Source organism: Winogradskyella sp., assembly GCF_013042245.1.
Lineage (GTDB): Bacteria > Bacteroidota > Bacteroidia > Flavobacteriales > Flavobacteriaceae > Winogradskyella.
Window position 1 is genome coordinate 1 of record NZ_JABDQL010000026.1, and the last position, 12,644, is coordinate 12,644.

At 34.0% G+C, this 12,644-nt stretch carries 10 protein-coding genes, 2 tRNA genes and 1 rRNA gene; 1 reads left to right on the forward strand and 12 read right to left on the reverse strand.

Annotation, left to right across the window (positions count from 1 at the left end; translation table 11 throughout):
- Positions 1 to 194: 194 nt before the first annotated feature.
- The 10 genes from HKP48_RS02715 to HKP48_RS02760 all read right to left on the reverse strand — a co-directional run bounded on the left by HKP48_RS02715 (position 195) and on the right by HKP48_RS02760 (position 8,735).
- Positions 195 to 269, reverse strand: a tRNA-Val gene (locus HKP48_RS02715).
- A 41-nt stretch (positions 270 to 310) separates the two neighbouring features.
- Positions 311 to 385: transfer RNA gene (locus HKP48_RS02720), tRNA-Val, on the reverse strand.
- Positions 386 to 446: 61 nt separating this feature from the next.
- Positions 447 to 1,664, reverse strand: a complete 1,218-nt coding sequence (locus tag HKP48_RS02725) for a folylpolyglutamate synthase/dihydrofolate synthase family protein (protein WP_296342553.1) — start codon at positions 1,662 to 1,664, stop codon at positions 447 to 449.
- Positions 1,665 to 2,513: an energy transducer TonB gene (locus tag HKP48_RS02730; protein ID WP_296342555.1), complete on the reverse strand. Its 849-nt coding sequence runs from the start codon at positions 2,511 to 2,513 to the stop codon at positions 1,665 to 1,667.
- A gap of 42 nt (positions 2,514 to 2,555) precedes the next feature.
- Positions 2,556 to 3,770 (reverse strand): cell envelope integrity protein TolA, encoded by a 1,215-nt coding sequence (gene tolA, locus HKP48_RS02735; protein WP_296342557.1) that lies wholly within the window; start codon positions 3,768 to 3,770, stop codon positions 2,556 to 2,558.
- Positions 3,771 to 3,797: 27 nt separating this feature from the next.
- Complete coding sequence (locus HKP48_RS02740) at positions 3,798 to 4,190, reverse strand: biopolymer transporter ExbD (RefSeq protein WP_296342560.1); 393 nt, start codon at positions 4,188 to 4,190, stop codon at positions 3,798 to 3,800.
- A 1-nt stretch (position 4,191) separates the two neighbouring features.
- Complete coding sequence (locus tag HKP48_RS02745; RefSeq protein WP_296342562.1) at positions 4,192 to 4,881, reverse strand: MotA/TolQ/ExbB proton channel family protein; 690 nt, start codon at positions 4,879 to 4,881, stop codon at positions 4,192 to 4,194.
- Positions 4,882 to 4,939: 58 nt separating this feature from the next.
- Positions 4,940 to 6,331 (reverse strand): sodium:proton antiporter NhaD, encoded by a 1,392-nt coding sequence (gene nhaD, locus HKP48_RS02750; RefSeq protein ID WP_296342564.1) that lies wholly within the window; start codon positions 6,329 to 6,331, stop codon positions 4,940 to 4,942.
- 4 nt (positions 6,332 to 6,335) lie between these two features.
- Complete coding sequence (locus tag HKP48_RS02755) at positions 6,336 to 7,562, reverse strand: Glu/Leu/Phe/Val dehydrogenase dimerization domain-containing protein (RefSeq protein WP_296342571.1); 1,227 nt, start codon at positions 7,560 to 7,562, stop codon at positions 6,336 to 6,338.
- A 69-nt stretch (positions 7,563 to 7,631) separates the two neighbouring features.
- Entirely contained in the window at positions 7,632 to 8,735 is a 1,104-nt protein-coding gene (locus HKP48_RS02760; protein ID WP_363928581.1) for an anhydro-N-acetylmuramic acid kinase, read from the reverse strand.
- A 54-nt stretch (positions 8,736 to 8,789) separates the two neighbouring features.
- Between HKP48_RS02760 and HKP48_RS02765 the strand changes: the two genes are divergently transcribed.
- A complete protein-coding gene (locus tag HKP48_RS02765) occupies positions 8,790 to 9,932 on the forward strand; it encodes an acyl-CoA dehydrogenase (RefSeq protein WP_296342566.1) in 1,143 nt (380 codons plus the stop codon).
- A 52-nt stretch (positions 9,933 to 9,984) separates the two neighbouring features.
- Here the strand turns inward: HKP48_RS02765 and HKP48_RS02770 are convergent, their stop codons facing one another.
- Positions 9,985 to 12,420 (reverse strand): helix-turn-helix domain-containing protein, encoded by a 2,436-nt coding sequence (locus HKP48_RS02770; RefSeq protein ID WP_363928582.1) that lies wholly within the window; start codon positions 12,418 to 12,420, stop codon positions 9,985 to 9,987.
- A gap of 99 nt (positions 12,421 to 12,519) precedes the next feature.
- A 5S ribosomal RNA gene (rrf, locus tag HKP48_RS02775) occupies positions 12,520 to 12,628 on the reverse strand.
- Positions 12,629 to 12,644: the final 16 nt, after the last annotated feature.

Genomic DNA, 12,644 nt, shown 5'->3' on the forward strand with positions numbered 1-12,644 from the left:
TATAAAGTTACTGAATATTATATCGTAAAGTTATTTCCGAAATTTTTCCCCATTGGGCAATAGAAAAATTGCCCCAGAAAAATTTCAGAATAACTTTACTTACACACTTTATGGTTTGGTGCCCTAAGCTAAGGCTGCTCTTGTTGAAAAAAAAGAATCCCGATTTGCATATGCAAAACGGGATTCTACTTATGTGGGTCATACTGGATTCGAACCAGTGACTTCTACCCTGTCAAGGTAACACTCTAAACCAACTGAGTTAATGACCCATTTATTAAACCAAAAAAACCTACAGAAATGTAGGCTTTAGTGGGCGCGAAGGGATTCGAACCCCTGACCCCTTGGGTGTAAACCAAGTGCTCTGAACCAACTGAGCTACGCGCCCGATAATTGGATTGCAAATATAGATTAGTTTTTAATATCTCAAAAGAATTTCAATAAAAAATTTATAATATTTCGGCAACCACAAAAGTGCTACCTCCAATATAGATTACATCTTCTTTTTCTGCTTTAGACTTTGCTTTAGTAAAGGCATCCTTCACTGAATTGCAGGTTTGACTCTCAAAGCCTTTTTGAATAAATAATTCTGATAAGGTATATACATCTAATCCTCTCTGAATATTAGGCTTGCATAAATAATACATAGCTTTTTCTGGTAGCACATTTAATATATCATTGAGGTTTTTATCGTTAACAACACCAAAAATAATATGAAGTTGACCATTTGATTCTTGTTGAAGTTGTCTCATTACATAAGACAAACCTTCAACATTATGCGCCGTATCACAAATAATTTTTGGTGACTCTCCTAAAACCTGCCAACGCCCCATTAAACCAGTGTTCTTAACAACTTTATTTAGTCCAGCTTTTAAATCATTTTGAGAGATTTTAAAACCTTTACCTCTTAAAACCTTAACGGATTGAATTACTGTTTTTATATTATTCTGCTGATAACTCCCTTTTAAGTCACTCTCAAAAACTTCAGACACGATGTGGTCTGCATAAAAAATATTTGAATTAGTCTCCGTAGCTTTAGAATCAAATACAGGTTTTGTTTCCTCATGAGTTTCTCCAATAACGACAGGTACATTCGATTTTATGATTCCTGCTTTTTCAAAAGCAATTTTAGGTCTTGTATTTCCTAAAAATTGAACATGATCAAAACCAATATTTGTAATAACTGATAACTCTGGTAAAATTATATTTGTTGAATCTAAACGCCCGCCAAGACCAACTTCTGTAATAACCATGTCAACTTTTTGCTTTGCAAAATAATCAAAAGCTAAACCAACCGTCATCTCAAAGAAAGAAAGAGAATTTTGTTCAAAAAAGGATTTATGCTTTTTTACAAACTCAATTACAAACTGCTTGGAAATTTCCTTTCCATTAATTTTTATACGCTCTCGATAATCTTTTAAGTGAGGTGATGTATATAAACCAACTTTATATCCGGCTTCTTGCAATATGGAAGCCAGCATATGACTGCAAGACCCTTTGCCATTGGTACCACCAACATGAATAGACTTGAATTTATTTTCAGGATTACCTAAATATTTTGCTAATAAAATGGTATTCGATAAGTCTTCTTTGTAAGCTGATTTACCCTGATTTTGATACATTGGTAATTGATTAAACAACCAATCTATTGTCTCCTGATAACTCATTTACTGACTGATGTCAAAATTGATACTTACAAAACCAACTTGACGTAAAGGTGCATTAGCATCTGCTGGCCATTTATGCGATTCTGCAATTTTTCTGGCAGGCCCTAGTAAACAAGGATGTGTATTTGTTGAACCTTTTGCCCCAGGTGTAGCCTTTGTTACTCTACCACTTTTGTTAACTTCTATTCTAACAATGACTAAACCATATTCATTACAATCTTGTTTGAAAATCTTTTTGGTTGGTTTTCCTCTTCCTCCCAAACCATACCCAACACCACCTTTTCCTGGGCCAGAACCACCGAAGTAACTTGGCGCATAAGAATTGCCGTCAAGCTGCCCCTTGTTACCAGGTACATTATCATTTCCTTCTCCACCATCATCTTCACCTTTAGAGTTTTTCACACCACCAATAAGGTTATCTAATTTTTTTCTTTTTGCTTCTTCTTCGGCTTTTTTTTGTTCTTCAGCTTCTCGCTTTAAACGTTCAACACGTTCTGCTTCGGCTTTAGCTTTAGCCTGAGCTTCTTTTTGTTTCTCTATAGCTATAGCTTCTTCAGACTCTTGAGTTAAAACTTCTTCAGTCTTGGAAGTAGATTTTTGAGTTTCTACGTTTTTATTTTCAACCTTTTGAGATTCTACATTTTTTGAAATATAAGCCTCTTTAGGCCTACTCAATGATTTATTGCCACTTCCTGCATAATTAGTCCCAAAATTTACTGCAACACCGTATTCTTCTGGTGGATCGATATACTGAGGACCAACAACAAAAATGAGCAACACTAAAATCAACAAAATGAGTGTTGTTATTTTAGCCGAATTTTTTTCGTGTTTAGTGTTAAAGTACCTCATGGCATAACGTATTACAATATAACGGACATTTTAGTATTTATATTATTGTTTTGCTTTAAACCTAATTGGTATAGAATAAGGAACAGTAACTGGCTTACCTTGTTGTATCCCAGGTTTTAATTTTGGCAATAGCTTAGTAACACGTTTTGCTTCTTCTTCTAGTTTAGGGTCTCCTGCTTTAGCTCTTATATCAACAATCTGACCAGTTTTACTAATTTTAAAATAAATTGTTATTTTTTGGTTTCCTGTTAAGCCTAAATTCGATGCCAAATCACCATTAAAATTACTAGATACAAACTGCTTAACCTTTGTGCTCATGCACTGTTTTCTAGCATCATTGCTTAAACCTTCGCATCCAGGATATATTGGCGCTTCTTCTATTAGTGCAAACCCTACAACATCACTTCCTCCACTTTTATTTTTTTTGGCAGCAGCTGCTTTTCTGTCTGATTCTGCTTTTGCCGCTTTTGCTGCTGCGGCTTTATCAGCTCTTTCCTTAGCTTCTCTTGCTACTTTGGCTTTAGCCAATCGTTCTGCTTCTGCTCTAGCTTCTCTATCTGCTTTTTCTTTAGCAGTTTTTTCGGCTTTAGCTTTTGCTATTTGTTCTGCTTCTGCCTTACGAGCTCTCTCGCGCTCAGCTTCTGCTTCACGTTCTTCTTTAGCTTTGGTGTCTGCTAGTCGTTTAGCCTCAATTTTTTCTTTACGTTCTTTTTCTTTACGTTCTTTTTCTATACGTTCTGCTTCAGCCTTTTCCTCAGCTTCTTTAGTACGCAAGGCTTCTTTCTCTTTTTGTTCTAACAATTCTTCTGCTGCTTTTTGTTTTTGAGCTTCTTCCCTAGCCGCTTCTTGTCTAGCATCTTTAAGTTTTACTGCTTCTTCCCTAGCCGCTTTTTCTATAGCTTTTTGCTCTTCTATCTCTTGAGCTAATTTTTCTTGGGCTTTAACTTCATAATTGTCTTCAACTTCGTCTTCTGATGTTTCTTCTGCTACCTCTTCAATCTGTTCATCTTCTAATTCCTGCTCAGGAGAGACTTCTTCTTCAATCTCTTCTGTTTGAGAATCTAACTTTATAGGATTATCAAGTGTTTTATTATCTGTTATTTCGCTTGGTTCTACAAAGTTTACAGCAACACCATATTCCTCAGGAATTTCTTTATAGGGCGCACCTACAACAAATAATAACAGCCCAATAATAAGTACGGTTAGACCTGTTATTTTTGCTGAATTACGCTCATGTCTGGTTTCGAGGTATTTCATAGTTGACAGGTATTTGGGGATATCTCTTTAATTAGATTTGACTGCCAAAGTTGATTTTATCTTATTGCGGTTGGCTATATCCATTATAAAAACAACATGCTTTAAATCTACATCTTGATCTGAACGAATAGTAATCGTTGGCGAGTTTGAAGCTCCTACTTTTTCCAATACGGCAACCTCTAGCTGGTTTTTTGGCACTTGCTTTAAATCTACAAAGTACTGTAAGTCCTTGTTAACACTTACCGATACATTTTTTGTCTGCGTCGTTTTACTACTCGATTTTGGAAGTAATAAATCAATAGCCTCTGCTGAAACTAAAGTAGACGCAATCATAAAAAATATCAATAACAAGAAAACAATATCTGTCATTGAAGACATATTGAACTCTGGAGTTACTTTATTTCTTCCTCGTAAATTCATACTAAATAGGTTCGTTTAAAAGGTCTAAAAATTCGAGTGAATTTGCCTCCATTTTATAAACTACTTTATTTGTTTTTACCACTAAGTGATTGTACGCTATGTAAGCTACGATACCAACAATAAGACCACCTACTGTGGTAGTCATTGCAGTATAAAGACCATCAGCAAGTGTTTTTATATCTATGGAACCTCCAGAGTTTGCAATTTCAAAAATTGACAAAATCATACCGATTACTGTTCCTAAAAATCCAATCATTGGTGCAGCTCCAGAAATTGTTGCAAGGACACTTACGTTTCTTTCTAAGCCATAAATTTCTAACCGACCAGCATTTTCTATAGCCGTATTAATATCATCTAATGGTTTTCCAATTCGAGAAATACCTTTACTTATTAATCTCGATACTGGTGAATTGGCTTGAGAACATAAATTCTGAGCTGAATCTATTTTACCATCACTTACATAATCTCTAATTTGATTCATAAAATTTGAATCGACTTTAGACGCTTCTTTTATTGCAAAAATTCTTTCGAAATAGATATAAACTGCAACTATAAACAAAAGTGCAAGTATTAAAATTATAACTATACCAGCCGTTCCACCTGTGGTTATTAATTCTATTATCGAAAGTGTTTTTTCTACCGATTCACCTTCTACTAGGGGCTCAGTATCTTGTAAAATTGTATTTAACATATTAGATTTAATTATGATATGATTTGGCTATAACGTAAAAAAATGAGGTTACGTGTGTTTAAAATAAAGTTCTTGTTACCATGAATGCGGCAGCACCAGCAATAAAGCCTACTAAAGCTAACCAAGATATCTTTTTTAAATACCAGAAAAAATCGATTTTTTCCATTCCCATTGCAACTACTCCCGCAGCAGAGCCGATAATAAGCATACTTCCTCCTGTACCAGCAGAATACGCTATAAAATGCCATAGTTCATTATCAATAGGCTCAGAAAACATTCCCAAACTTGCAGCAACTAAAGGCACATTGTCAATTACTGCTGAACCAACACCTAATAAAAGCACTACTAAATCAGAAACACCTTCTCCATGAAATTCAGTACCTAACATAGGCATAGTTTCTTGTAATGTATTAGCAAAACCAAATAAAATTCCTAAAGATTCTAGGGCAGCAACTGCCAGTAAAATACCCAAAAAGAATAAAATACTTGGCATTTCTATCCTTGAAAGAGAGCGATGCACAGGACTATGTTGTTCATGACCTAGTGCTTCACCTAACTCTACTTGAGACATGGAAAAGCGAGAGCTTGTGTATATTTCAGCAAATATAGCAACTACGCCTAGCGCTAACATCATACCGACATAAGGTGGTAAGTGCGTAACAACTTTGAAAAACGGAACAGAAACAATAGCACCTAATCCTAAAAACAGCATTGTAGAACTAAATCGATTTGTTGGTTTTCCATCATCTGGCTGAAGTTCTAAATCTCCTTTAAAAGGTTTCATAAACGATGCAATTAGGGTTGGTATTACCATACATAAAACAGAAGGAATAAATAAATATAAGAATAGTTTTCCTGTTGTAACTTTATCACCTATCCATAGCATTGTTGTGGTAACATCCCCTATTGGCGACCATGCGCCTCCAGCATTTGCTGCAATAATAATAAGACCTGCGTACCAGATACGAATGTCTCTATCTTTTACAATTTTTTGAAGAATTGAAATTAGTACAATCGTTGCTGTTAAGTTATCTATTATCGCTGAGAGTATAAATGCTAAAATTGCAAATAACCATAGTATTTTTTTTCGGCTTCTAAAGTTTACGGCGGATTTTATAGTTGAAAACCCATCGAAATAATCGATAATTTCAACAATAGTCATTGCCCCTAATAAGAACACCAATATTTCGGCTGTTTTACCCAAATGGTGAAGCAAAGTCTCCTCCATTATGTGCATTTTCTCTTCATGCCCAAGCATACCAAAATTTTCTAATAACGTATGCTTAGCTGAATCAAACCATTGCGGAAATGCATCAATACCTAATGAAATCAATGCCCAACTTATCGCCATCATTACTAATGCAGGTATAAGTTTATCAATTTTAATGCTATGCTCTAAAGTAATGGCTAAATAACCAAACACAAATACTAATACTATAATAGTCTCCATATGTTTATATAAGTTGTTTCAGTGCAATCTCAAAAGCTGTTGCACTAATTTTAATTTTAGTTTTATTTTCTGAATATACGTTTTCTAACGCTTTTTTAATAACTAATGATGTATCATCAAAAATGGCGTCATCAGTCATTTGTACTTTGCGTTCCATAAAGTATGCAAAAACTCTTGCCATACCACAATTTGAGATAAAGTCTGGAATGAGACTTACTTTATTATCCGTATGTTCCATGATTGAACCAAAGAAAATTTCTTTGTCAGCAAAAGGTACATTAGCACCGCTTGAAATCACTTCTAATCCTGTATCAATTAATTGATCAATTTGGTTTTGAGTGATTAGTCTTGAAGCAGCACATGGTGCAAAAACTTCAGCTTGCAAAGACCAAATACGTTCATTCATTTCTTCAAACGGTGTGAGATTTTCATTTCCTAAAGTATTTCCGTTTTTATTTAAATACATATTCTGAACTTCTTGAAACGAAAATCCATCTTCATTAATCAAGCCTCCGACGCGGTCGATAATCCCAACTATTTTAGCTCCCATTTGTGCCAAGTAAAATGCTGCGGCAGCACCTACATTACCAAAACCTTGAACTATTGCTCGCTTACCAATAATACTTTCTCCATGAATCTCATAAAAATGTCTAGCTGCTTCAGCAACACCAAAACCAGTAATCATGTCAGCAACTGTATATTTCTTTGAAACATCTGGCGAATATTTAGGATTCTCAATTACCTTAATTACGCCGTGTCGTAGTTGACCAATACGATTAATTTTATCTGCTGCTGTTGGTTTAAAGTGACCTTCAAACACACCTTCTTGCGGATGCCAAACACCACTTTCTTCAGTTATAGGAATTACCTCGTGAATTTCATCAACGTTTAAATCTCCACCTGTTCCATAATAGCTTTTGAGCAAAGGTGAAACAGCTGCATACCAGCGCTCTAAAACTCCTTTTTTTCTAGTGTCGTTTGGATTAAAGTTTATTCCTGATTTTGCACCACCAATGGCCGGTCCAGAAACTGTAAATTTTACTTCCATAGTTTTGGCAAGTGAAAGTACTTCGTTCATGTCTAAACCTTCTCGCATTCTAGTTCCTCCACCAGCAGCTCCGCCACGAAGCGAATTTATAACTGTCCAGCCTTGAGCTGTGGTTTCTGGGTCATTCCAATGAAAAACTATTTCAGGAGATTTATTTTCGTAAGTATTGAGTAAATCTTTAATTAAAGACATTAGTTAGTTTTAATGGGTAACAAATATAAAAAACTCTACATGCATTATGTAAATATTATCTTAATTTCTAGGTATTAATATGACTCCAGAGGAATGGTCTTTCTTTGCACCTGTAACACTTTTTAGACAATTAACTTCATTTCTTAATTTCAAAACACCCAAGAGTCCAAAAATTAAGGCCTCTTTATATTCTACGATTTCATCTGAAGGTATTATGATTTCAGAATTTGAAAGCTCTTTTATCCTATCTATTAAAAACAAATTATAAGCTCCTCCTCCAGTAATAAATGCAGTTGAATTTTCTACATTTAAAAACTCTGAAATTTGAATTGAAGCATGCTCAACAAAAGTTCTTAAAACATCTTTAGTTTTAATTTCGTACATTTCTATCATTGGTAATATGCAATTTTGAACCCATTCTAAACCTAAAGATTTTGGTGGTACTTGATTATAAAAATCTAGATTATTTAATTTCTCTAAAAGCGAATCATTAACGTTTCCTGATGCAGCAATTTTACCTTTATTATCATAGTTAAAGCCAAGTTTATTAACGTAATGATTTAAGACGATGTTTACAGGACAAATATCGAAAGCAATTCGTTCTTCATTTTCTTCAAATGAAATATTGGCAAAACCACCAAGATTTATACAATAGTTATAGTCGCTAAACAGCAGCCTATCTCCTATCGGTACCAAAGGTGCGCCTTGTCCTCCGAGCTCTACATCCTGAACTCTAAAATCACAAATAAATTTTTGATTCAAAAAATCTGCAACTTTTTGTTGATTTCCAATCTGGTAGGTATAACCTTCAGCAGGATTATGTAAAGCTGTATGTCCGTGGGAAGCGATAAAATTTATATTGCTGATTCTTTTTATTTCAATAAATTCTGAAATCTGATTTGCCAAATACACGGAATACTCGTCATCGATAGCTTTCAATTCAGTCTTTGTAAATTTTGTGAGTTGCTTTAGTTTACTAACCCAATTCTCAGGGTAATTTAATGTTTCAAATTCAATAATCTTAAAATCCCATTTCGTATTAAATGAGAATTTTGAATACAAAATATCTATTCCATCCAAAGATGTTCCTGACATAACTGAAACAACAAAATACTGATTTGTTAACATATTAGTAAAAATAACATTATCTATTGAAAATAACACAACAAACAGTTATCTTTGCATCATATTTTTAAAGAATTAATAACAACTTATTTTATGGACTTTAGCTTAACAGAAGAGCATTTAATGATACGCGATGCAGCTCGCGACTTTGCACAAACTGAATTACTCTCAGGTGTTATAGAACGTGATGAAAAACAATCATTTCCACAAGAATTGGTTCGCAAAATGGGTGAACTTGGTTTTATGGGTATTATGGTTGATCCAAAATACGGTGGAAGTGGCATGGATACCATTTCTTATGTATTAATTATGGAAGAACTTTCTAAAATTGATGCTTCTGCTTCTGTAATGGTTTCTGTTAATAATTCTTTAGTTTGCTATGGCCTTGAAGCTTATGGCACGGAAGAACAAAAGCAAAAATACTTAACAAAGCTGGCTACTGGAGAGCACATTGGCGCATTTTGTTTAAGCGAGCCAGAAGCTGGTAGTGATGCAACGTCGCAAGCCACTACTGCAATCGATAAAGGTGACCATTACGTTTTAAACGGAACAAAAAACTGGATTACAAATGGAGGTCGCTCTGACGTCTATTTAGTAATAGCGCAAACAGATAGAGAAAAAGGACATAGAGGTATTAATGCCTTTATTGTTGAAAAAGGTATGGAAGGTTTTGCTATTGGACCTAAAGAAGATAAACTAGGAATTCGTGGAAGTGATACCCATACATTACAATTTAATGATGTAAAAGTGCCAAAAGAAAACCGTATTGGTGAAGACGGGTTTGGTTTTAAGTTTGCTATGAAAACTTTATCTGGTGGACGTATTGGTATTGCTGCGCAAGCTTTAGGTATTGCAGCAGGTGGGTATGAGTTAGCTTTAAAATACTCTAAAGAGCGTAAAGCTTTTGGTACTGAAATTTGTAACCATCAAGCTATTGCCTTTAAGTTAGCTGATATGTACACTGAAATTGAAGCAGCTCGTATGCTAGTAATGAAAGCTGCTTGGCAAAAAGACCAGGGTGAAAATTACGATATGGCAAGTGCAATGGCGAAACTTTATGCGAGTAAAGTAGCTATGGAACAAACTGTTGAAGCTGTGCAAATACACGGAGGAAATGGTTTTGTAAAAGAATATCATGTTGAGCGTTTAATGCGTGATGCTAAAATTACTCAGATTTATGAAGGAACTTCTGAAATTCAGAAAATTGTAATTTCTAGAGGCGTTATAAAAGGATAAAAACTTTATAGAAAGAATATTAAAATGGCTTCAATCAATTTTTGAAGCCTTTTTATTTGTCTAAAATTTCATTTAGGACAAGCCGAAGTTCTCCGTAGGAATACTTGTCATCGATTTGGTGTTTTAATTCGGATAGATTATCGAATTTGTATTTAGGGATTAGTTCTTTCAATTCTTTATAATGTTTTTCAGAAATTAAATCTGTGACTTTTACTTCTCCAGAAGATATAAAACTTGCTAAATGTCCAATAATAGTATTTACATTTAATTCTCTTTCGAAAGCGATTTGTTCTGGTGCTTTTCCGTTTTTAAATAATTCTAAAGAAATGCGTTTTGTATCTCCTTTCTGACGTTTGGGTTTAGGTGTATAGAAAATCTCCACTTCTTGTGAAGTCTCTAAATCATTTTCATCACAGTAGTCTCTAATAATCTGTATAATTTGATTACCATATTTTTCTACACGTGTTTTACCAAAACCATTGACCTCTAGTAGTTCATTTTTATTCGTCGGAAGTGTTTCACACATTTCATACAGCGCTTTCTGCGTGAATATTTGATAATGAATTAGGTCTTTTTCTTGAGCGATTTCGTTTCTCAATTCCCTCAATAATTCGAACAACTCCAAATTAGTTATTCCATCGCTGATAGTTTTACGGGACTTTTTGGGTTTTTCTTTAGTTAAGAATAATGCTCTTGCTCTGGCTTCTAAAAATATTGAAACGTTAAAGCCATTTTTTAACTTTGAGAAGAATAGACTTTTTGCAGCTATTAGTTCTTCAATTGTGTAGAAATGCTTTACTAAGTCTTTTTCAATAGTTTTATTATCTGTTCTAAAACCAATTTTTTTGAAAGGCTCAATAATGCTAGAAGTCAAATTTTGATTATAATAGTCTATTGCCTTTTTAAACCGCTCCTGAATTGCTCCGTTTTCTTCTGGCGTCTTATTATCAATTGAGATTGATTGTAACTGCGCTTTGAACCCATTTGCCACTTTTAAAAAATTTGTGACTGAATCTTTAATAATGACAAGATGCTCTTCAAGATTACCTTCAATGCTTCCTCTATTTTTGTAATAAGTATCCAAAATTCGATTTATTGGATATAAGAATTTGAAGAAATAGAAAATTTCCGAAATTAGGTTTAACTGAAAAAATGATTTAGACTTTAGGAGTATATTTTTATCTGGTTGATTTTCTTCTGCGTCTTTAGTAAAAGACAAAACATTTTTATCGCTTATAATATGACTAGCATTGATTTTACTCTTTAACACTAAACCTTCCAAACTCTTACAGCGACTTAGAGCTACGTATGTTTGTCCGTGAGCGAACACCGCTTCTGCATCTATTATAGCTTTTTCGAAAGTCAAACCTTGACTTTTGTGTATGGTGATAGACCAAGCCAAGCGCAATGGTATTTGTGTATATGAACCAATCTTGTTTTCAGTTATAGCTTTTGTTTCCTTATCGACTGTATAATTGATATTTTGCCATTCTTCTGGAGTTACCGTGATATTGAATTCCTCATCAGGAGATTTGACAATGACTTCGTTTTTATCTAAGAGAACAACTTTACCTATCTTTCCGTTAAAGTATCTTTTTTTTGGAGAGCTATCGTTTTTTACAAACATGACTTGTGCACCGACTTTGAGAATTAACTCTTCATTATTAGGGTATGAAGATTCAGGAAACTTTCCTTCGACTTTAGCTTTATAAATCTTAGACTTTGTTTTTAGTTGTTCTAATTCAGACTTATTCGTTTTCTGTGCTCTATTATTATGCGTAGTTAAAGATATATAACCTTCTTCATTCTTTGGAGTGAAGTTAGGAATGAAACGTTTGTTTAACTCATCAGCAGATGGTTGTGATAATACGTTTTTTCTAATCTCGTTGAGTATATCAATAAACTCAGGATTATCTTGTCTATAAATATGCCTCAGTTCTATAGTTATAGGATTACAGATACTATATACGTGACTGCTGAAAAAGAATATATTTTTATAATATAGATTGAGAATCTGCCAATCTTGCTCTTTAACAACTGGAGATAATTGTTGTAAATCTCCAATCATTAAAACTTGTACTCCTCCAAATGGTTTTGTCTTATCTCTGAAACGTTTTAATGTTTTGTCTATACCATCGAGTAAGTCTGCACGAACCATACTAATCTCATCGATAATTAATAAATCTAGAGACTTGATAATATTAATCTTGGTTTTACTGAACTTTGGATTAAAACCAGATGTGGCACTTAAATTACCTTCAGGGAGAATGGGACCAAATGGTAATTGAAAAAATGAATGAATTGTTACACCTTTAGCATTTATTGCAGCAACTCCTGTAGGTGCAGCAACGACAATTCGTTTAAAAGATTCTTTTTTTAACTTACGAAGAAATGTTGTTTTACCAGTACCTGCTTTACCTGTTAAAAAAATATTTCTATCAGTATTATTTACAAAATTCCATGCTAATTCTAGTTCTTTATTTTTCAATACCAAACAATTGATACGCTAAAGTAATTATAATAAAAATTATATTAAAACTGATTAAAAGAAAAAAGTCCCAACTACATAAAGTAATTGGGACTTCAAAAAAGGCGGCGACCTACTCTTCCACAGTAAGCAGTACCATCGGCGCAAACGGGCTTAACTTCTCTGTTCGGAAAGGTAAGAGGTGAGCCCCGTCGCTATAACCACCTTAAATCATTGGCCTAAGC

What these genes read in the sequence shown, in the direction of transcription:
- HKP48_RS02725 (WP_296342553.1), bottom strand. Translation starts at nt 1,664, where the DNA reads ATGAGTTATCAGGAGACAATAGATTGGTTGTTTAATCAATTACCAATG.
- HKP48_RS02730 (WP_296342555.1), bottom strand. Translation starts at nt 2,513, where the DNA reads ATGAGGTACTTTAACACTAAACACGAAAAAAATTCGGCTAAAATAACA.
- tolA (WP_296342557.1), bottom strand. Translation starts at nt 3,770, where the DNA reads ATGAAATACCTCGAAACCAGACATGAGCGTAATTCAGCAAAAATAACA.
- HKP48_RS02740 (WP_296342560.1), bottom strand. Translation starts at nt 4,190, where the DNA reads ATGAATTTACGAGGAAGAAATAAAGTAACTCCAGAGTTCAATATGTCT.
- HKP48_RS02745 (WP_296342562.1), bottom strand. Translation starts at nt 4,881, where the DNA reads ATGTTAAATACAATTTTACAAGATACTGAGCCCCTAGTAGAAGGTGAA.
- nhaD (WP_296342564.1), bottom strand. Translation starts at nt 6,331, where the DNA reads ATGGAGACTATTATAGTATTAGTATTTGTGTTTGGTTATTTAGCCATT.
- HKP48_RS02765 (WP_296342566.1), top strand. Translation starts at nt 8,790, where the DNA reads ATGGACTTTAGCTTAACAGAAGAGCATTTAATGATACGCGATGCAGCT.